Consider the following 20,332-nt stretch of genomic DNA (forward strand, 5'->3'; position numbering starts at 1 on the left):
AAAAAAGAAGGCCTGCACACCGTCTGCGAGGAAGCCGGCTGCCCGAACATCTTCGAGTGCTGGGAAGACAAGGAAGCGACCTTCCTGATCGGCGGCTCCGAATGCACCCGCCGCTGCGACTTCTGCCAGATCGACACCGGCAAACCCTCTCCCGTTGACATGTTCGAACCCACCAAGGTCGCCCGCTCCGTCCAGGCCATGAACCTGCGCTACGCCACCGTGACCGGCGTCGCTCGCGACGACCTGGCAGACGAAGGCGTCTGGCTCTACGCCGAAACCGTCCGCAAGATCCACGAACTGAACCCCGGCACCGGCGTCGAACTGCTCATCCCCGACTTCTCCGGCAAACCCGACCACATCAGCGCGATCTGCGACTCCGCCCCCGAAGTCTTCGCGCACAACGTCGAAACCGTGCCCCGGATCTTCAAGCGCATCCGCCCCGCGTTCCGCTACGACCGCTCCCTGGACGTCATCACCCAGGGCCGGGCCCACGGCATGGTCACCAAATCCAACCTGATCCTGGGCATGGGCGAAACCCGGGAAGAGATCTCCGAAGCCCTGACCGACCTGCACGCCGCGGGCTGCGACCTGATCACCATCACCCAGTACCTGCGCCCCTCCGAACGGCACCTGCCCGTGGACCGCTGGGTCAAACCCCAGGAATTCGTCGAGCTCGCCACCGAAGCCGAGGAAATCGGCTTCCTCGGCGTCATGTCCGGCCCGCTGGTCCGCTCCTCCTACCGCGCCGGTCGCCTCTGGGCCACCGCGATGCGCAAAAAAGGCCGCGAGATCCCCGCTCATCTGGCCCACATCGCCGAAGGCATCCAGGACTCCGGCACCACCCGCCAGGAAGCCCGCACCCTCCTCGCACACCACGCCACGGCCTGATCGGCAAGGAGCCAGCATGTTCCCCACCCGGATTGAAATCATTCCCTCAGCCGGAATCGTTGAGAAAGTCCAGGCGGCGGTGCCGCTTTCCACAACGCTCACCGTTACCTGCCTGCCCCATCACGGCATCGAGCGGACCATGGAGGCTTCCGTCAAGCTCAGCCTCCTCGGCTACACCGTGATTCCGCACCTCTCGGCACGCGGGCTGGAGCACCGTGCGCAACTCTCCGGTATCCTCCGGGACTGCGAGGCCGCCGGGATTAGGGAGGTCTTCGCCATCGGTGGCGACGGGCCGCAAGGTTCCGGCCCCTACCGATCGAGCCTCCCCCTCTTGGCAGACATCGCCGAGTACTCCGGCGGAAGCATCACGGCGGGCATCGCAGGTTACCCCGAGGGACATCCTTCCATGAGCGGCCTCGACTTGCTGGATGCCCTGCTGGCCAAACAACATCTGGCCACGCACGTTGTCACGCAAATGTGCTTCTCCGCCCCGACGATCCTCGACTACGCAGCACTCCTGCGCCGGGAAGGCGTCGAGCTGCCGGTGTGGGCAGGCGTGGCCGGGGCCGTTCCCCGGACCAAACTGCTGGCCCTGGCAGCCCAGATCGGCGTCGGGACGTCCCTGAAGTTCCTCAGCAATAAAGGAACCCTTGCCCGGAAGCTTCTAGGCGGGGACAAGTACTCACCGGAAGGCCTCGTTTCCGAGATCATGGCGCACCCGGATGGCATCTCGGGAATCCATCTTTACAGCTTCAACCGACTGGACATGCCCATCTGGGAACGAAGCGACCTCCCCGATCCTGAGGCCAGCGAGGCAGCATCCGCGTAATCTGGCACCGCCTAGGTCCTGGGGACCCCTAGCTCCCCGGGACCGAAATCGCCGCGACCGTCTTTTGGTTGTCATCGCGCAGTTCCACGCCCGAAATCCCGGCGAGCTGGACCGGCGTCGCACCCGTGACCTTGATGTGGCCACTGGACGTCGCGGTCCATCCGCACGCCATTTCCTCCGTGCCGTCGCGGCCCTTGACCCACAGGTACATCGTGCCTTGCGCCGGCATGCTGCGGCCTTCCAGCTGAAGCTCGGTCCCCCACGCCTTCCTGACGAGCCCCACGGTGAGCTGCAGGCCATTGTCTGTCTGCACGGAGTAACTGGCGTCAGGCTTGGGTGGCTGGTTCAACACGGGCCCTGCCAGTATGCCCAAGCCAAGGCACGCCGCGGCGACGGCACCCACCAGGGCCGCCCACCGGCGTCGGGATTTCCGCCGCCGTGCCGCCATCTTCAGGAGGATCGGCTGCGGGAGCGTTTCCGCGAAAGCCCCTGTAAGTGGGCGGGCGTCGGAAGGGGCAGCGGTAGAGGGCTCGACGGCGGGGCGCCCGGCGGCGAGCGCGACGGCGTCGGGCACGGGGACGGCGTCGAGGAGGGCAGGGAGGCTCTCCAGCTCGCCCAACTCGAGCCGGCAGTCAGCGCAGCTCGCCAAGTGCTCCTCGAAAATCCGGGCCTCGGCAGGCTCGAGTCCGCCGAGCAAGTAGGCGCCCAGCAATTGGTGAAGTCCGGTTTCGTTCACCGCTGCACCCCCATTTCGTCGAGAATCGTGCGGAGCGCCCTCACGGCGTAGAAGGCCCGGGACTTCACTGTGCCGCTGGGGATGTTGAGCCTCAACGCGGCCTCGTTCACCGTGAAACGTTCATAATGCAGTGCTACCAGGACCTCCCGGTGTTCGGTGCTGAGCCTCAGGAGCGCCTCCTCCATGAGAACCCGGTTGAGGAGCTCGTCCACCCGTTCGGTGGCCTCCTCCGGATCCGCCATGTCGCGTTCGGCAGCCTCTGCCGGGCGCCGCTGGGCCTTGCGGTAGTTGTCGATGATGACGTTGCGGGCAGTGCGGAACAAATAGCTGCGCAGGCTGCCCGTGATCTGCGGGGCGTGCTGCCACACGCGAAGGATGGTTTCCTGGACTACGTCCTCAGCCAAGTGCGCGTCCGGCGTGCAGCTCAGCACGAAGCGGCGCAGGGCCGTGCCGTGGTCGCGGTAGATCGCGGCCACTACATCCTCGTCGAGCGGCATCGGCGCCTCCTTGGTGCTCGGCTTCCCCTTCTCCTGCGATACGACGTGCCCGCCACGAAAAAGGTTCAAGCCCCCTGAACCATTCTTCACCCGACGGCGTCGTACGGGTTAGCTTCCGGCACGTCCACGGCCGGTCGACCCGAAGGAGCAAACCATGAAGAAGCAACTCGGCACCGGGCTCGGCATCCTTGCTCTGGCCATCGCCCTCACTGGCTGTGGAGGAAGCCCCGGCGCGTCGTCATCTTCGAGCGCCACCAGTCCCAGCCCCGCGGCGTCGAGTTCAAGCGCTCCGGCGTCGAGCACTCCTGCTGGCGCGGCGGAACTGAAGACGGCGTCGTCGAGCGTCGGCGAGAGAGTGGTCGCGGCGAACGGCAAGAGCGTCTACGTCTTCGCGAAGGACGTCAAGGATTCCGGCAAGAGCGCCTGCACCGGCGGCTGTGCCACCAACTGGCCGGCAGTGACAACGACGTCGGCCAAACCGACGGTTGACGGGGTGACCGGAACCATCGGCACCATCCCCACGGCAGACGGCAAGATGCAGATCACCATCAACGGGATGCCCATCTACTTCTACTCCAAGGATGAAGACTCCAGTGACACCTACGGACAAGGCGTGGGTGGCGTGTGGTTCATGGTCAGCCCGTCCGGTTCCATGTTGACCCCGAGCAGCACCCCAAGCAGCACCCCAAGCAGCAGCACCCCAAGCGGGAGCAGCATGGGCTACTGAAACCGTCGCTCACGTTTGCACCCCAAACGGCAAACGCTCGCTCAGATCTTTCCGGACCGGCCGGAAGATCTGAGCGAGCGTTTGTCCAAAAGGCCTCAAAAGTGAGCGGGCGTCCGCCCCAGATGCCCTAAAAGTGAGCGGGCGTCTTAGGCGTCTTAGGCGTCTTAGGCGTCTTCGAACGCTTCAGCGTCCTCGAACTCCACCGCGGCGATGATTTCCTTCGTCTCGGGGTGGATCATGAAGGCTTCGTCGTCCTCTTCGATCATGATGTAGTTGCCGTGGTCCGTGGCAAAGTGCCAGGCGAGGATCGTCTCGCCGTCGTGCTCGTAGTTGGGATCGCCCATGGTGATCTTCTCCAGCCGGTAGCCGGCAACATCGCACAGTTCGCGGATGATGAGCTCGAATTCGGGGGCGTTCTCGAGTTCGGCTTCGGCCGCCTCGGCCTGGCGCTCTTCGAGGTTCGGGATGAGGGCTACACGGTCGGCGATGTGTGCCTCGAGCTGCTCCTCGTCGAGGTAGAGCACACCGTCCTGGCTGCGGAGCCACGCTGCGTTGAGTTCGATGATGTCTTCGGTCTCCAGGAGGGATTCGAATTCGCCGTCGAGGGCCTCGAGCTCGGCAACGGCTTCCGGTGCCACCTCGGACTCGTCAAGGTCGCCGTCCAGGTAGGCCTCGGCGTCCTCCTCGGACAGCGCGTCGAAAGCTGCTGCGGTGCGGTTGAACAGCTCGAGGTGGCCCTTGGCGCCCATTCCTTCAAGGCCTTCGCGGACAAACGCATCCACCTCTTCGCGCTCCGGGACCGTGAAGACGTACTGGGCGAAACCGCCCGCGAGTGCCTGTGTCAGGTAGTAGTCCACAAAGTAGCTGCGCAGGGCGTTGGTAGCGATTTCCTCGTGGTTGAGGAGCTCCTCGTACATCTCGTTGACCACGGTGACGTTCGCGTCCACAACTTCTGCGTTGTCGGCCTCGATGCTGTCCTTCGTCAGAACGACGGGGTTCTCATTGCTGGTCATGGGATTTCCTCACTGCTGGGAAGCTTGTGCTGCTCCGGACCCTTTCAACGTACGCGGGGGCGGTTGTCGGGCAAGCTAGGCAGAGGTGAACGTCGGGCAAAGTTTCAGGGCTGCTGCGTGGGCCCTAGGATTCATAGATAGCCTCCTGCCGAAAGTAGCCTTAACGAATGCCTTCCCACTCAGACGATTCCTGGGAACTGGCGATTCAGACACCCGCCATTAACGACCGCTCCCTCGCGGCCGGCCTCGCCTATGCCATGGGAAGCCGGGTCAGCGGCATCACCTTCGACTCCGCCACGGGCCTGATGATGGGCAAGGTCAGGGGCAGCGGCCCGTCACCGTATTCGACGTCGGCCAAGCTGGTCCGCAAGCCCGGAGGCTGGAGCTGCACCGTGGGCGTGTGCAGTTGCCCCGTCCGCAAGGACTGCAAACACGTGGCCGCCCTTCTCTTCGCCGCCGAAGACCATCCCGCAGTGCGGGCACAGCTGCTCAGCGCGCCCGCGTTCGGACAGACGGCCCAAACGGGGGGAATCGTGCAGCGGCCGGCCTGGGAACAGGCGCTCAGCAAGCTCATCGCCACCCCGGGGACCGCACCGCAAGGCCAGGGCCTCCCCTTGGCACTGGCCTTCGAAGTGGAAGAACCGGCCCCGCACTTCTCCTACACAGGCCGGCGCGATCCTCTCCGCAGCGTGCGCCAGCTCAAGGCCCGCCCAGTGATGATGGGAGCCAAGGGCAAGTGGATCCGGGGCGACGTCTCCTGGACCAACCTGAACTACCTCGGCTACAAGCGCGAATTCAACGAAGCCCATATCGACTGGATGCAGAACTTCCTCGCCGCGCATTCCACCGCGGACTACCGGCAGCTCACTTCCAGCATGTGGATGCTGCTCAACGAATTCGCCGGCAAGAACCTGTGGAGCCTGCTCGCCGAAGCCTCGAAGGTCGGGGTTTCGCTCATCCACTCCGGCGGGACCGAGCCGGTCCGCATTGCCGCGGAGCCCGCCGTCGTCGGGCTTGACCTTAGCCGGCCCGACGACGGACTGCAGCTGTCGCCGTCGGTGACCTTGGGCGGGGACGCCCTTGATCCGGCGGCCTTGGGCTTGATCGGCCGCCCGGCGCATGGATTGTTCTTCACGGGTCCCGGCGAGGGGCACTTGCCCGGCGTTTCGGCCCCCGCTAACCTCATCACGCTGGCCCCTTTGGAGGGCGGCGAGTCGCAGGAACTCCTCGATTTCGTCATGGGCGCGTCCCGGCTCCAGATCCCGGCGAAGGACGAAGAACGATTCCTCACGGCGTTCTATCCGAAACTCAAGCAGTCCACGCGGGTCACGGCAGCGGACCATTCCGTCGAGTTGCCGGTCCTCGCCGTGCCCACGCTGTCCTTGCTGGCGAACTACGGCTCCGACCACCGCGTGCGGCTGCACTGGGAATGGCACTATAAAGCCGGCAAGCTCGTGACTGCCCAACCCCTCTGGCGGCACCCTGACGACCACGGCTATCGCGACGACGCCGAAGAAGCCCGGATCCTGGAGACCCTGGGCCGGCCTTGGGAGGTGGTTGCCGCGCTGGGCGAATCGTCGAGCGGCGGATGGGGGGCTCCACGCCTCGCGGCCTCGGTGGCGCTGGATGGGCTGGACACCCTGGCCTTCACCGAGGAGGTGCTGCCCCGGCTCCGCGAGCTGCCCGACGTCGTCGTGGACACCTCCGGCGAGATCGCCGACTACCGCGAGGCCACCGAGGCTCCCGTCGTCTCCATTTCGACCAAGGCAACCGACAGCCGCGACTGGTTCGATCTTGGCATCGTCATCACGCTCGAGGGCGAACCCGTGTCCTTCGCGGCCGTGTTTTCCGCCCTCGCGGCCGGCCAGAGCCGGATGTTGCTGCCGAGCGGCGCCTACTTCTCGCTGGACCTGCCCGAACTGCACCAACTCCGCGCGCTGATCGACGAGGCCAGGTCCTTGCAGGACAACCCGGACCGGCACGGCACCCTGCAGATCAGCCGTTTCCAGGCCGGGCTCTGGGATGAGCTCGCGCAATTGGGGATCGTCGACGAGCAGGCGGCAGCATGGCGGGAGGCCGTGGGCGGATTGCTCGACGACGGCGTGACCGGGCTGCCGCTGCCGGGCTCGCTCGATGCCGAGCTGCGCCCGTACCAGTTGGAGGGATTCAACTGGCTGAGTTTCCTCTACCGCCACAGCCTGGGTGGCGTCCTGGCCGACGACATGGGCCTCGGCAAGACAGTGCAGGCGATTGCCTTGATGTGCGCGGCGAAGGAGCAGGCTGAGTCCGGCGCCGGAGGCACCGCGGGCGGCAGCGCCCCCTTCCTGGTGGTGGCGCCCACCAGCGTCGTGGGTAACTGGGCCGCGGAAGTGCAGCGCTTCGCGCCCGGTTTGAGCATAAAGACCGTGGGAGAGACCTTCGCCAAGAGCGGCGCGGATCCGCAGGAATCCATGGCGGGCATCGACGTCGTCATCACCTCGTACGCGCTGTTCCGGATCGACTACGAAGCCTACGCCGCCAAGGAATGGGCCGGACTGATGCTCGATGAAGCCCAGTTCGTCAAGAACCACCAGTCCAAGGCCTACCAGTGCGCCCGGAAACTCCCGGCATCCTTCAAGCTGGCCATCACGGGAACCCCGCTTGAGAACAACCTCATGGAGTTCTGGGCGCTGACCTCGATCGTCGCACCGGGACTTTTCTCCAGCCCGCGCCGCTTCGCGGAGTACTACCAAAAGCCGGTCGAAAAGAACGGCGACAAGGCCCAGCTCGCCAAGCTCCGCCGTCGGGTCCGTCCCCTGATGATGCGCCGCACCAAAGAGCAAGTCATCAAGGACCTGCCGCCCAAGCAGGAACAGGTGCTCGAAGTGGTGCTCAACCCGCGGCACCAGAAGGTGTACCAGACCCACTTGCAGCGGGAGCGTCAGAAGATCCTTGGGCTCATCGACGATGTCAATAAGAACCGCTTCACCATTTTCCAGTCGCTCACCCTGCTGAGGCAGCTGAGCCTGGACGTCTCCCTGGTGGACGAGTCCTTGTCAGCCGTGCGCTCGTCCAAGTTGGATGTGCTGTTCGAACAGCTGGAGGACATCGTCGCCGAGGGGCACCGGGCGCTCATCTTCAGCCAGTTCACGGGGTTCCTGGGCAAGGTCCGGGAGCGGCTCGACGCGGAGGACATCGAGTATTGCTACCTCGACGGCAGCACCCGGAACCGGGCCGACGTCGTGAGCGAATTCAAGAACGGCGCAGCGCCCGTGTTCCTCATTTCCTTGAAGGCCGGCGGGTTCGGCCTGAACCTGACCGAGGCCGACTACGTGTTCCTGCTGGACCCGTGGTGGAACCCAGCTTCCGAAGCACAGGCCGTGGACCGCACCCACAGGATCGGGCAGGCGAGGAACGTCATGGTCTACCGATTGGTGGCCAAGGACACCATCGAGGAAAAGGTCATGGCGCTCAAGACCAAGAAGTCGCAGCTGTTCGCGGATGTCATGGAAGGCGACGCCCTGGCCGGTGGCGCGCTGACGGCGGAGGACCTGGCCGGGCTATTTGCGGAGTAGGGCCGCGCCTGCGGCGGAGAAACGACCACGGCAAAATCGACGTCGCCGCTAGCATGTATTCAAATTTTGACGATCGTTACAAACACGGCATCCCACCGACTCTAGGTCATGAAACACGCTCAAGGCAATGACTTTCCGGATGTTTACGAAGTGCCCGCGCCGGCATCAAAACTTCTTTCTTGGTATGCCAAGTGGCGTCAATCCGCCATCCGCTGCCCATTTTGTGCCACGAAGACTCCTGTATTTAAAGGAAACTCTCCAAATCCCCGTTGACGGCAAATTCCAGCTTGGTATACCGTGAGCGAAATCGACGCCCGGTTGACGGGGCGCCATGACGAGGAGGGAAAATTCTCAATGGTTGAGCTGGAATCACATGCCACCCCCAAGGGCTTGGGCTGCGACGCCTGCGGCTACGATGGCGCGGTTGCGGAAGACTCAGGGCTCTTTGGCGGCAAGCGAAGCGTGCCGAAAGGACAGGCTGCAGGCCTCGCTGAACGGGTCCGGCACGACTCTGCCAGTGCGCAGCAACGAGGCCTCGGACCAGACGGACAGCGTGACCAGAACCGCCCGCTAGTCCTCGCGGCAAGTTGGGTTCTTGCCCATCAGCAAGGCGAGTTGGTCCTTCTGCGCGATCACGAAGTAGTTGTGCGCGGCGACCGCATCGAGGCGGTCCGCCCTTGGACCGGTACCACCGACGAGCGAATCGACCTGCAAGGGCAGCTTCTGGTCCCGGGCTTGATTTCAATGCACAGCCACGTGGCGGGCGGCGCCGCCACGCGTGGGTATGTCGAGGGCAACCTCACTCCCATGAGCAAAGGCGCCATTTTGCGCCAGGGCAGGCAATTCCTCAATGCCATGGTGTTGCTCGAGGATCTTCCGGACGAAGACCTCGACACCATGACTGCCCTGAACCTGGCAGAAATCCTCCGCGGTGGCTGCACCACCCAGGTTGAAATGTCCAAGGGCTTGAGATCGATGCAGTCCTACGTCCGCGTCGCACGGCAATTCGGAATCCGCGGCTACCCTTCCGGGGCCGTGCCGGGGATGAGGCGGATCCTACCGATCTGGAAACGCGGTGACGACGACCAAAAGTTGTTCAATTCGGTGCCCGAGACACTGGCCGAAATCCAGGAAAACCTCGCCTACGCTCGGACCATCAACGGCGTCGACGACGGCCGCATCCTGCCAATGATGGCGCCAGCGACAAACGCGGTGCACACCCCGGAAACGTTCGCCGCAATGAAGGCTGCAGCCGAAGAGCTGCACGGCCTCCACATTCACCTGCAGGCAGGGTACGGCCGGGCGCCGCAGCCGGACAAAGCTGCAATGAACCGCTTATGGGGCCAGGACGAGATCCCGTGGCTGCACAGCCTTGGCCTCTTCGACGGCTCGGTACGGGTTTTTGGAGCCCACCTTCTCGGAATCGACTTTGAGCGCGATCTTCCGCTGTTGGCCAATCCCAGTTTCACTTTCGCCAACTGTCCTTCAGGCACCGGCGCAGGTGTCACACCCGCACAGTGGCCCTGGCCGGAAGTTCTCGGAGCAGGCGTCAACTCCGGCATCGGCCTGGATACGCACTCGAACGACTACATCGAAAACCTCAAGATGGCTGTTATCTACGGTCGGATCAGGGCGGATTTCCTCGGCGATTCAACCCCGGTACCCATGGTCCGGCCGTCCATCTGGACAGCCGTGGAAGCCGCGACGCTGGGAGGCGCCCGGGGCCTGGGACGTGAAGACCTTGGCCGGATCGCAGTCGGCGCGAAAGCTGACCTGACCAGCATCGATGTCAGCGGTCTGTTGGTTGGGGTAGGGACGGTTCCGCGGGAACCGCTCAATCACCTGATGTACGCAAACGGACTCTCCGTCAAGAACGTCATGACGGACGGTCACTGGCAAGTCCGCAACGGCGCACTCGCGGTGGTTGACGAGGCCAGGCTTGTCCGCGAGGCAGGCAAGGTAGTCCAGCGCATCTGGGACCAGATGGCCGCCGACGGCGTCTTCGTCGAGGAACCTCGCAGCGACCTGATCCCAGCTGCCGCCTCGTAGCGTCTCCGGGCACCCCCAACGCATTTCTCCCCAGCCCGCTTGTCCGGGCTGATCTTCCTTTCATCTTTTGCCCGCGTTTGTTCCCGTTCATCACAAGTAGGAGAAAAATCAATGAAGAACTTTGCTCCCCGGGTACCAAGTCTCTGGAGAAAAGTCGCGATCGCCGCGGTTCTTGCCTCTACCCTCGCCGGCACTGCCGCCTGCGGAGGTTCAGGCCAGGCCTCATCGCCCCAAACGAACAGCGCCGATACTTCCCTCACGGCCCTGGTGCCAGCTGACATCAAGGCCAAAGGCACCATCACGGTCGGAACCCAGCCGGATTTCGAACCGGCCAACTTCACCCCCATCGGCGAAAACGGCGTCAAGGGGTTCAACATCGACCTCATGGATGCCATGGCCGCCAAGCTCGGCCTGAAGATCAGTTACCAGAAAGTGCCCTTCGACCAGCTGCTGGTCGGCGTCCAGACCGGCAAGTTCGATGCCTCCATCGCCGGAATGACCGACCGGAAGGCCCGGCAGGAGAATGTCGACTTTGTCGACTACCAGGTTGCGGGCACGGTCTTTATGGTGGCCAAGGGAAACCCGAAGAAGATCACGGGTGAGCCCGACGGCGGTTGCGGCATCAAGATCGGCGGAGTCAAGGGCAACGACGACGAGCGCTTGGTGGGGATCATGGCCAAAGCCTGCACTGCTGCAGGAAAGCCTGCACCCGAGCTCGTTACCTTCCCGACTGGCAGCGACAAGAACCTGGCGTTGACTTCAGGCCGCGTGGACGCCATGTTTTGGCCGGACATGGCCGTATCGGTCATCAACCGGGAAACCCAGGGGAAGCTCGAATCAGTGCCGGTGAACTTCGAGCCCAAGGTCTTCCTCGGCATGATCTTCAATAAGCAGAACCCGCAATTGCGGGATGCCTTCCTGAAGGCAACGGAGGCCATGCACGCTGACGGCAGCTACGACGCAATCCTGAAGAAGTGGGATGTCACTGTGATCGACCTGCCAAAGCCAGGCGTCAATCTCGCAACGTCTTAGTCATTACCGGAGTGCGGTCTTCCACGACGGACCGCACTCCGGATTCCAGTTCCGCAAAGAAGGACACCACATGCGTACGAAAACAACACTCCCGCCGTCGGGTGATCTCCGCCATGATCGTTGACGGCCAGGTGGCACCGACGCACGACAACGTCGGGAAGCCTCCCTTCACAGTTCTTGATCCAACACACGTGCAGGACGGCCAGGTGGCCGGAATCCAGGCCAAGCGCCGGAAGCCCTACGGGCAGATGGCGAGCGGGGCAGTCATTGTGGCGATTGCCGCGCTCTTCATCTGGTCCCAGGCGGCAAATGAGAATCTGGACTGGTCCAGCGTCGGCGAGTTCATGTTCCACCCTGTCATCTTCAAAGGCATCGCAGTCACGCTGGAACTTTCGGTCTTCAGCATGTTGATCTCGGTGGTCCTGGCTTTCGGCGTGGCCCTCATGTGCCAGAGCCGGAACCGGCTCGCGGCGATTGTTGGCCGGGTCTACGTGTGGTTCTTCCGCGGGGTGCCGCTCCTGGTCCAGATCCTCATCTGGTTCAACCTGGCGGTGCTCTTCCCGAAGATCCTCGGCGCCGACACCAACCAGCTGATCTCTGGATTCACCGCGGGTCTCTGCGCACTGTCCCTGGCCGAATCGGGCTACATGGCTGAAATCATCCGTGGCGGCATTCTGTCAGTCAGCAAGGGGCAGACGGACGCCGGCCTCAGCATCGGCTTGACTCGGGGACAGGCTTTGCGAAGGATCGTGCTACCGCAGACCATCCGGGTCATCATTCCTCCGACGGGAAATCAGTTCATCGGCCTCCTCAAGGCCAGCTCCTTGGTTTCTGCCATCGGGGGAAGCGATCTGTTGACGCAGACCCAGCTCATCTATGGCCAGAATTTCAAAATTGTGCCGCTGCTCATTGTGGCCACGGTCTGGTACCTCATCCTTGTCAGCGTCGCCAGCATCGGCCAGTATTTCCTGGAACAAAAGTTCAACCCCGACGGCGCCGCAGCCGGCGGGTCGTTCCGGGAACTCATCCGCAGGAATCTCCTGTTGCGAAACCGCTCCGATCTTTCCCGAAAGGCAGCCCAGCCATGACCATTGCTCCAGCACAGGTACCACTCATGGTGATCGACGGCGTCCACAAATGGCTTGGCAAGAACCACATCCTTCGCGGCGTGAACATCGCCGTGGCATCCGGTGAAATCGTTTGTGTCCTTGGCCCTTCAGGCTCCGGAAAGAGCACGCTACTTCGCTGCATCAACGGTCTGGAGGCCATTGAGTCCGGGACCGTTGAAATCGGCGGAGACCGCGTCGGATACAAGGTTCACAAAGGACAGTTGTTCGAACGCACCGAACGGGAATCGGCCAGAATGCGACGGCGGATAGGGATGGTGTTCCAGCACTTCAACCTTTTCACGCACATGACAGCACTGGAGAACGTCAGTTATGGCCCGCGACGGGTGCTCGGGCTGTCCAAAGCCGAGGCCAGGGAGCAAGGACTGGACGCCTTGGGGAAGGTCGGTCTGAAAGACAAGGCCGGGTCCTACCCGGCGCAACTTTCCGGCGGTCAGCAGCAGCGCGTTGCCATCGCCCGGTCCCTGGCCATGAAACCCGAGGTGATGCTCTTTGACGAACCCACCAGCGCACTGGACCCTGAGTTGGTCGGCGATGTCCTTCAGGTCATGAAACGCGTTGCCGAAGAGGGCATGACCATGGTTGTGGTCACCCACGAGATCGGGTTCGCCCGCGAAGTCGCCGACCGGGTGATATTCATGGACGAAGGACGGGTCATCGAATCCGGACCGGCAGCACATGTCCTGGACAATCCTTCCCACGAACGCACCGCCAATTTCCTGCGACACGTCAGATGACGCGGACTGCTTCCGCGTACATCCACATCCGGGACCGGATCATCAGCGGCGAGCTGACGCCGGGAACATGGCTTCGAGAACGGGAACTCTCTGCTGAATTGAATGTGTCACGGGTCCCAGTGCGGGAGGCGCTCCTGCAACTTGAGGCAGATGGCTTCACCACGACGGGTCCGCGTCACGGAGCGGTCGTCAGGCAAATGACGATCCAGGATGTCGATGAAGTCTTTGACATCCGGCTCAGCATCGAGGTTTCAGCCGCGAGCATTGCTGCCCACCAGGTGGGGGCGGGGGCCAGCCCCGATCGCCTGCTGTCGGTCCTCGCTGACGCTGAGGCTCTCGTATCCAACCACGACGAGGACCTCAGGGCCAGCACCAACGTGGCCATCCACGACGAGATCTTCAGCCTGACAGGCAACGAACTCCTGACCACCGTGATCCGCCCGGTCGCGAACCGCATGCGGTGGCTCTTCGGAAACGTCGTCCAGCAGGATCCCGAGCAACTTTGCCGGGAACACCGCGCACTGTGCCAGGCGATCTGCGCCGGGCAAGCCGAGCTCGCCTCCGCGCTGGCCATTGCCCACATCGAACACAGCCGCGGACCCGCCATTTCGCAGTTGGAGGGGAAGCTTCCCCTCCGCCGTTCTCCAGCTGTCGTGGACGGCCGGACGCCGGGCGGCCGCCGGGAGCGCTGAGGGCGTCCGGCGGTTTCCCGCTTCCTGTATCACCCCCTCGGCATATCGGGATCCTAACGGCCGTCATTTGATGTATACAATTGAACGCGGCCAGAGCAATACAGCGTCGCCGAAGGGGGAACCGTGGAGGGCACCGAAGCACAGTCAGAGACGCACGCAAGCATCGATAGAACTGTGGAATGGGTGGACACCGACGCGTCGGGCCATCAACACAACTCCGCAATCATGCGCTGGGTCGAGGCCGCCGAGGCAGAGCTTTTCCGCAACCTGGCGCTTCCGGAGTACTTCCCGAGTGCTCCTCGAGTGCAACAAGTGGTCAATTACACGGCCAAGCTGTGGTTTGGCCAACGAGTGACGGCAACCGTGAAGATCCAGAAGCTCGGGCGAACCTCCATGACCCTTGCCTTCGAGGTCTATGGCCACGCACATCCAAACTCGCCGGGCGGACTGGCTGCACATGGGACATCGACCACTGCCCACGTGCCAGCGGGCTCAGCTTCAGCCCAGCCGTGGCCGGAACGGATCCGGCAGGCGGCTGGCGTAGCGGTCCCGAACAGTCCGGGGCTCTGAACCATGATGGACATGCCCGCTCCCCCGGTACGTCACCAGCAGCTGATCGTCACGATCTATGGTCTTTATGGCCGCAGTTCGGGCGATGCCCTCCCCGTCTCTGTGCTGATTTCAATGCTGGGCGACCTGGGCTATGACGCGCCCGGGGTTCGTTCCTCCGTCTCGCGGCTGAAGGCCAAGGGTGTCCTGAAAAGTGTTCGCCTGGACGGCGTCGCCAAATACGAACTATCCGACACCGTCATTGACGTCTTCCGCGAGGGCGATCGAAGGATCTTCGCAGCCGATCGCTCCACCGAGCTGGAAGCCTGGGTCCTCGCGGTGTTTTCCGTCCCCGAATCAATGCGGAACCGTCGGCACCAACTACGCTCCGAGCTGTCCGGGCTCGGTTTTGGATCCGTGGCCTCAGGGGTATGGATCGCGCCGGCCCGAATCCTTGAACAGGCCCGTGAGCGGCTTGCATCGCGGGGTCTCATCCAGTTTGTGGACTTCTTCCGGGGCGACTATCTGTTTGAGGGCCCCATGCCCCCGAAGGTGGCCGAATGGTGGGATTTGAAGGCCATCGACGAGCAATTCGCCGAATTCCTGGACCTCTACGAAGGCGCCGGAAATCTTTGGGCCGGACTGGTCGGGGATGATCCCGAGGCCGCCTTGGCCAACTCGACCGCGGAACTGCGCCGGGATGCTTTCCGCTACTACATTCCCATGCTGACTCTGTGGCGCCGCTTCCCGTACCGGGACCCTAACCTGCCGCTGGAATTCCTCCCGAAGGACTGGCGCGGACCTGCGGTTCGCGAGACGTTCCAGGCGGTTCATCGCCTGGCCGCACCCCTAGCCGCGGCCCACGCGCACGAACTCATCCACGGCAATGCGGATCTGGTGGCACCCTAACGCGTTGCCCGGCCTACCAGGGAGCGATCGGATGGACCCCGATATGCCGCCCGTCCTTGTCGCACAGGTGACCCATCCGCTTTGGCGTATCCAGAGCGACCATCCGTTCGGTCACGTTCATGGTTGGCATCCGTGAACCCAAAGCCGTCTCCAAGCGCTGGATTTCTCCGAGGTTGCGTACCCAGAAAGTCGCATAGACATTGGCCTCGCCTGTCACTGCGGCGACCAGGCGGCATGCCGGCCAGGCCGCGAGCTGTTCACAGATGAAATCGACGTCCTTGGCCGGCGCCTTGGCGAGCAACGAGGCCTGGATGGGCCACCCGGCCAGCGACCGTGCAATATCGCAACGGAAAGTCACCCCACCCGAGGCCACCAGTCTTTCGACCCGCCGGCGCGCGGTTGCCGTGCTGCAATCCGTCGCCTACGCCAGCTCAATCCACGTAAGCCGGCCGTTTCTGACGAGCAGATCGAGCAAGCTGCGATCCAGCATGTCCAGTCGCGTCGTGTAGTTGGCCGGATTCGCTGACATGGTGCCGGTGTTGATAATCCTCGGACTGAAGACGCAGATGGTGCCCGCCACCTTCGACACCATCCTGCCCGGGCTCAGCAGCGGTAAGTATGACCTGGGAATCTCCGGATTCATAGAAACGACGGAACGCAAGAAGAACGCCGATTTTGTCAGCTACGAACAGGGCGGCACCTCGATCGCGGTTCCGCTCGGAAATCCAAAGAAACTGTCCACGGAGTGGACGACGCTCTGCGGGAAGAAGATCGCAGCCGGCAAGGGCACTATCCAGGGACTGACCATACTGCCCGACTTTGCCGCGAAGTGCGTGGCCGCGGGCCAGCCCGCCATCGACGCGCAGCTGTTCCCCTCCATGAATGACGCCAATCTCGCCCTGAGGTCCGGCCGCGTGGATGGCGTCATGTCGGAGAGCGCATCCATGAGCTGCCAGGCCAAGCTGGCCGGAGACCCCTTCGAGCTTGTTCCCGGCGCGAATCTTAGCCCGGGAATCGCCGGGGCCGCTCTGCCCAAGAATTCCCCGCTCACAGCCGCCGTGCGGGCCGCAATGACCAAGCTGGTCGACAGCCCGGCGTATAGCGCGATCACCAGCAAGTGGAGCTTGCCGGAAAACCACAAGGTCACGGCAGGCCAAGTTGCAGGCAACTAGTCGAAAAGGCCCGGATGCCATCATGATGGGCAATGCCGCACCGGTCCTGGACGAACCAAGAATCGTCAGGACGAAACACATCGGGCGTTGGACAGGGGCTTTGCTCTGTGCAACGCTGGCCGGCCTCCTTCTCCAGTCCGCCCTGACCAATCCACGCTTCGGCTGGGACCAGGTGGCCCTGTTCTTCCGCGACGGCGCGATTGTCCAGGGCATCGGCGTGACCTTGGAACTGACGGTAATCTGCATGGTCCTGGGCGTTGGACTCGGGATCGTGCTGGCCGTCATGCGGATCTCCTCAAACCCCGTGATCAGCTGGATCGCCAGGGCCTACCAGGGCTTCTTCCGTGGCACCCCGGTACTCGTGCAGCTGCTGTTCTGGTTCAACCTGGCCGCCCTGTACCCTTCCATTTCCTTTGGAATTCCAGGTGTTGCCCTGAACGCCAACGAACTAATCACCCCGATGGCGGCGGCGATCCTCGGGCTGGCCCTGAATGAAGCGGCCTACATGTCCGAAATCGTCAGGTCCGGCATCCTCTCCGTTGACCCCGGACAATCCGAAGCCGCGGGCGCCCTGGGCCTGACCCGTCTCCAGGCGATGCAACGCATCATCCTCCCCCAAGCCATGCGGGTCATCATCCCTCCGACAGGCAACGAGGCCATCGGAATGCTGAAGGCAACGTCCCTGGTAAGCGTCATTGCCGTGCCCGAGCTGCTCTACTCATCCCAGATCATCTACTCCAAGAACTTCCAAGTCATCCCGCTGCTCCTCGTGGCAAGCATTTGGTACATCATCATCACGACCATCTGCAACGTCGGCCAGGGCTACCTGGAACGCCGCTCTTCCAGAGGAGCAACCCGCACGGTCCATGTAGGGACACTCACCCGGATCCGCCGGCTCTTCCAGGGAACCCCGGCCCCCGCAGCTCAAAAGGAACCCCGACCATGACATCGCAGACATTGCACGCCCAGGCCGTTCCCATGGTCCGGGCAGAAGGACTCGTGAAGAACTTCGGTCATCTGGAAGTCCTCAAGGGCATCGACGTCGAGGTCCAGAAAGGCGAAATCGTCTGCCTTATCGGGGCCTCAGGCTCCGGGAAAAGCACCTTCCTACGTTGCATCAACCAGCTGGAAAAGGCCAACGGCGGCCGGCTGTGGGTCGAGGACCAGAGGGTCGGATACAAACTCAAGGGCAACAAGCTGCACGAGCAGACGGACGCCGAAGTCTGCCGGGACCGCGCCCACATCGGAATGGTCTTTCAACACTTCAACCTCTTCCCGCGCCTGACCGTGATGGAAAACCTGCTCGAAGCGCCGCGGAGAGTACTCAAACAACGCGACGCCGACATCAAGGAACGGGCCCTGGGGCTCCTTCGCCAGGTCGGCCTTGAAGACAAGGCCTCCTCCTACCCCCGGCAGCTCTCAGGCGGCCAGCAGCAACGCGTGGCGATCGCCAGGGCACTATGCATGGAACCCAAGCTCATGCTCTTTGACGAGCCGACCTCGGCCCTGGACCCGGAACTGGTCGGAGACGTCTTCATGCACCAAGGCCGGATCATCGAAGACGGCCCGGCCCGCGAAGTCCTCGGGAACCCCCGCCACGAACGTACCCAGGCGTTCCTCGCCTCGGTGCGCTGAGGAGCGGAACCAGCGATATCACTGGCCTACTTATAGGCCTGCCCACCACAAAAGCTCATCTCACGTCCAAGGGAATCACGTATCAATGCACACCAAAAACCACATTTCCGAGGGCAAGCTCGGCCCGTACAGCCATCAGGAGGCACCCCAAGCATACGGCGGGGAAACAGCGTCAATCGCGCTGAAAAGGACCGCAAGAGACGCACTACACCGGGCACAGCGCGACATCGTCGGACTAAGCCATCAGTTGCATGCGAACCCGGAGCTGGCGTTCGCTGAATACGAATCGGCGCGGGCCATCACGGATCTTCTTGAGCGGCACGGATTCGACATAGAACGCGGCATAGCGGATCTCGAAACCGCGTTCGTCGCAACCTCGGGTCATGGCGAATTGGTCGTGGCATTCTGCGCTGAGATGGATGCGCTGCCTGAAGTCGGCCATGCTTGCGGGCACAACGTGATTGCCGCCGCCTCCGTCGCGGCAGCAATCGCCCTAGCCGAGGTCGCTGACAGCGTTGGGGTGTGCGTGAAGGTTTTCGGCACTCCGGCGGAGGAAGCCGGAGGCGGAAAAATCATCATGCTGGAAGCCGGCGCGTTCGATGGCATACATGCGGCCATGATGGTCCATCCCGCTACCAAGGAGTACGCGGATCACCACACGCGGGCCGTAGTCGGGCTTCGCGCAAGCTACACGGGACGCACGGCTCATTCGGCTGCGGCACCCCACGAAGGAATCAACGCCGGCGATGCCGCCACCGTGGCCCAAGTTGCGATCGGTTTGCTCCGTCAGCAGCTTCTGCCGGGGGCGCTCGTGCACGGCATTGTGACCAAGGGAGGTGAAGCGGCCAACAGCATCCCGGGCGCCGCTGAATTGCTCTACGATGCGCGCGCCAACAGCGTCAAGGAGCTGGCCGAGGTCAAAAAGCAGCTCATTGTCTGTTTCGAAGCGGGAGCTGTCGCGACCGGCGCCAGCCTGCACATCACTGAGGAAACAAGGGAGTTTTCCGGGTTCCGGAACGATCAGCCGATGGTCGGTTTTTACCAAGCGAACGCGGAGTCCCTTGGACGCCGCTTTGATGACGAGCCCTTGGAAAAGCGCTTGTCGGAAGCCGCCTCGACCGACATGGCCAACGTCTCACTGGCAATACCGTCAATTCATCCAGTGATCAGGGTGGAAGCCCACGGAGCGTCAAATCACCAGCCGGAGTTTGCCCGCTGGTGCGCCAGCGAGGACGCCGACAAAGCAGCGTTGGAAGGCGGGGCAGCGATGGCGTGGACAGCGATAGACCTTGCCCTGGACACCACGGAACGACGACGGCTCATCACCGTCGGAGAATCTTCCGGTCCGGGCGCCGAAGCAGCGGACTTCTAGCGTTACCTGCCTGAAGGCGTCGGGATTGCCGTCCCGACGCCTTCTCGTCGGCCGATGTCGCCGTCGTCGGTGAACTCAATGACGACGGCCGGACACTCGCCGACACCGTCGCCTCGATCTTGGGCCCGGGCCCCATGGCATGCGTGGAGTTGCGGAGCTCCTGGGAATCAGTCAACAAACGGTCAAATCCCACCTGCACAGGGTCCGCCAGCGCTACGCCGCCTCGGGAATCGACGTGGGCAATGTCCTCAGCCTCCAGGACCGGCTCCGCAAAGACGGTTGGCTGGCCTAACGCCTAGCGCCCAGGGATGACGGCGATGCCTTGGATCTCAATGAGGGCTTCCTTCTGCCATAGCCGCGTGACGCCGATTCCGGCCATGGCGGGGTACTGGGATCCGGCCATTTCACGCCAGATCCTTCCGATCTCGCGGCCGTTGGCCGTGTAGTCGTCAACGTCGGTCAGGTAGATGGTCACGTTGACGAGGTCCTCGGGCTGGCCGCCGGCCTCGCGCAACGTAGTGAGGACGTTCGAAAACGCCTGGGTGAACTGCTCCACGATGCCGCCGGGAACGATGTTCATGTCTTTGTCCAGGGCGGTCTGCCCACCCAGGAACAAGGTGTTTCCGGCGAGCATGCCGTGCGCAAACCCGGATGGCTTGGGGAGCGACTCCGGGTTGATCGTCTTGTGGCTCATGCTGTTCCTCCTCGTTGTGGCAACTGCGAAAACTTTTGGAAAGCCTCTGTGCAGATCATTCCTGCCGTGCTACGTTGAGCATATGTGACGATCGTAAAAAAGTCGACATATGTATTTCGG

At 63.1% G+C, this 20,332-nt stretch carries 21 protein-coding genes; 16 read left to right on the forward strand and 5 right to left on the reverse strand.

What is annotated here, in order from left to right:
• Together AC1DJB_RS20660 and AC1DJB_RS20665 are read left to right on the forward strand one after the other, a co-directional pair.
• Positions 1–888: lipoyl synthase (locus AC1DJB_RS20660; RefSeq protein WP_476910783.1), on the forward strand; the 888-nt coding region annotated here is incomplete at its 5' end.
• Between the two features lie 16 nt (positions 889–904).
• On the forward strand, positions 905–1,717 hold the full coding sequence (locus tag AC1DJB_RS20665) for a methylenetetrahydrofolate reductase (protein ID WP_441432934.1): 813 nt from the start codon (positions 905–907) through the stop codon (positions 1,715–1,717).
• A 28-nt stretch (positions 1,718–1,745) separates the two neighbouring features.
• Here AC1DJB_RS20665 and AC1DJB_RS20670 read toward each other — a convergent pair whose 3' ends face one another.
• The gene (locus AC1DJB_RS20670; RefSeq protein WP_441432935.1) at positions 1,746–2,453 is read right to left on the reverse strand and encodes an anti-sigma factor family protein; all 708 of its coding nucleotides are present in this window, start codon (positions 2,451–2,453) and stop codon (positions 1,746–1,748) included.
• Positions 2,450–2,950, reverse strand: a complete 501-nt coding sequence (locus AC1DJB_RS20675; protein ID WP_059389901.1) for a sigma-70 family RNA polymerase sigma factor — start codon at positions 2,948–2,950, stop codon at positions 2,450–2,452. Before AC1DJB_RS20675 ends, AC1DJB_RS20670 begins: the two co-directional genes overlap by 4 nt.
• Positions 2,951–3,104: 154 nt before the next feature.
• On the opposite strand from AC1DJB_RS20675, the gene AC1DJB_RS20680 reads away from it, so the two are divergent.
• Complete coding sequence (locus AC1DJB_RS20680) at positions 3,105–3,677, forward strand: COG4315 family predicted lipoprotein (RefSeq protein ID WP_441432936.1); 573 nt, start codon at positions 3,105–3,107, stop codon at positions 3,675–3,677.
• A 164-nt stretch (positions 3,678–3,841) separates the two neighbouring features.
• On the opposite strand, the gene AC1DJB_RS20685 is transcribed toward AC1DJB_RS20680, so the two are convergent.
• Complete coding sequence (locus AC1DJB_RS20685; RefSeq protein ID WP_307054931.1) at positions 3,842–4,690, reverse strand: DMP19 family protein; 849 nt, start codon at positions 4,688–4,690, stop codon at positions 3,842–3,844.
• Between the two features lie 167 nt (positions 4,691–4,857).
• Here AC1DJB_RS20685 and AC1DJB_RS20690 point away from each other — a divergent pair, with 167 nt between their 5' ends.
• The 8 genes from AC1DJB_RS20690 (at position 4,858) to AC1DJB_RS20725 (ending at position 15,339) form a co-directional block, all read left to right on the forward strand.
• On the forward strand, positions 4,858–8,244 hold the full coding sequence (locus AC1DJB_RS20690) for a DEAD/DEAH box helicase (RefSeq protein ID WP_284991299.1): 3,387 nt from the start codon (positions 4,858–4,860) through the stop codon (positions 8,242–8,244).
• A 354-nt stretch (positions 8,245–8,598) separates the two neighbouring features.
• Positions 8,599–10,293 carry an amidohydrolase family protein gene (locus AC1DJB_RS20695; RefSeq protein WP_441432937.1) on the forward strand — a complete coding sequence of 565 codons (1,695 nt, stop codon included), beginning with the start codon at positions 8,599–8,601 and terminating at the stop codon, positions 10,291–10,293.
• A 111-nt stretch (positions 10,294–10,404) separates the two neighbouring features.
• Positions 10,405–11,325: an ABC transporter substrate-binding protein gene (locus AC1DJB_RS20700; protein WP_284991296.1), complete on the forward strand. Its 921-nt coding sequence runs from the start codon at positions 10,405–10,407 to the stop codon at positions 11,323–11,325.
• A gap of 101 nt (positions 11,326–11,426) precedes the next feature.
• Positions 11,427–12,413: an amino acid ABC transporter permease gene (locus tag AC1DJB_RS20705; RefSeq protein ID WP_441432938.1), complete on the forward strand. Its 987-nt coding sequence runs from the start codon at positions 11,427–11,429 to the stop codon at positions 12,411–12,413.
• Complete coding sequence (locus AC1DJB_RS20710; protein ID WP_059389894.1) at positions 12,410–13,189, forward strand: amino acid ABC transporter ATP-binding protein; 780 nt, start codon at positions 12,410–12,412, stop codon at positions 13,187–13,189. Before AC1DJB_RS20705 ends, AC1DJB_RS20710 begins: the two co-directional genes overlap by 4 nt.
• Entirely contained in the window at positions 13,186–13,881 is a 696-nt protein-coding gene (locus AC1DJB_RS20715; protein WP_059389893.1) for a GntR family transcriptional regulator, read from the forward strand. Before AC1DJB_RS20710 ends, AC1DJB_RS20715 begins: the two co-directional genes overlap by 4 nt.
• A gap of 123 nt (positions 13,882–14,004) precedes the next feature.
• Complete coding sequence (locus tag AC1DJB_RS20720) at positions 14,005–14,451, forward strand: acyl-CoA thioesterase (RefSeq protein ID WP_441432939.1); 447 nt, start codon at positions 14,005–14,007, stop codon at positions 14,449–14,451.
• A 12-nt stretch (positions 14,452–14,463) separates the two neighbouring features.
• Positions 14,464–15,339, forward strand: a complete 876-nt coding sequence (locus tag AC1DJB_RS20725) for a PaaX family transcriptional regulator (protein ID WP_476910784.1) — start codon at positions 14,464–14,466, stop codon at positions 15,337–15,339.
• A 13-nt stretch (positions 15,340–15,352) separates the two neighbouring features.
• Here AC1DJB_RS20725 and AC1DJB_RS20730 read toward each other — a convergent pair whose 3' ends face one another.
• The gene (locus AC1DJB_RS20730) at positions 15,353–15,697 is read right to left on the reverse strand and encodes a hypothetical protein (protein ID WP_059389890.1); all 345 of its coding nucleotides are present in this window, start codon (positions 15,695–15,697) and stop codon (positions 15,353–15,355) included.
• Positions 15,698–15,848: 151 nt separating this feature from the next.
• Between AC1DJB_RS20730 and AC1DJB_RS20735 the strand changes: the two genes are divergently transcribed.
• The 5 genes from AC1DJB_RS20735 to AC1DJB_RS20755 all read left to right on the forward strand — a co-directional run bounded on the left by AC1DJB_RS20735 (position 15,849) and on the right by AC1DJB_RS20755 (position 19,810).
• Positions 15,849–16,511, forward strand: a complete 663-nt coding sequence (locus AC1DJB_RS20735) for a transporter substrate-binding domain-containing protein (protein WP_476910785.1) — start codon at positions 15,849–15,851, stop codon at positions 16,509–16,511.
• A gap of 22 nt (positions 16,512–16,533) precedes the next feature.
• Positions 16,534–17,457 (forward strand): amino acid ABC transporter permease, encoded by a 924-nt coding sequence (locus AC1DJB_RS20740; protein WP_441432941.1) that lies wholly within the window; start codon positions 16,534–16,536, stop codon positions 17,455–17,457.
• Positions 17,454–18,146, forward strand: a complete 693-nt coding sequence (locus AC1DJB_RS20745; RefSeq protein ID WP_441432942.1) for an amino acid ABC transporter ATP-binding protein — start codon at positions 17,454–17,456, stop codon at positions 18,144–18,146. The genes AC1DJB_RS20740 and AC1DJB_RS20745 overlap by 4 nt, the downstream gene beginning before the upstream one ends.
• 85 nt (positions 18,147–18,231) lie before the next feature.
• Positions 18,232–19,518: an amidohydrolase gene (locus AC1DJB_RS20750; RefSeq protein ID WP_441432943.1), complete on the forward strand. Its 1,287-nt coding sequence runs from the start codon at positions 18,232–18,234 to the stop codon at positions 19,516–19,518.
• A 139-nt stretch (positions 19,519–19,657) separates the two neighbouring features.
• The gene (locus tag AC1DJB_RS20755; protein ID WP_172465689.1) at positions 19,658–19,810 is read left to right on the forward strand and encodes a sigma factor-like helix-turn-helix DNA-binding protein; all 153 of its coding nucleotides are present in this window, start codon (positions 19,658–19,660) and stop codon (positions 19,808–19,810) included.
• 3 nt (positions 19,811–19,813) lie between these two features.
• On the opposite strand, the gene AC1DJB_RS20760 is transcribed toward AC1DJB_RS20755, so the two are convergent.
• Positions 19,814–20,212: a RidA family protein gene (locus AC1DJB_RS20760; protein WP_059389887.1), complete on the reverse strand. Its 399-nt coding sequence runs from the start codon at positions 20,210–20,212 to the stop codon at positions 19,814–19,816.
• Between the last annotated feature and the right edge of the window lie 120 nt (positions 20,213–20,332).

The sequence above is a fragment of the Arthrobacter sp. 01T428 genome, assembly GCF_056398685.1.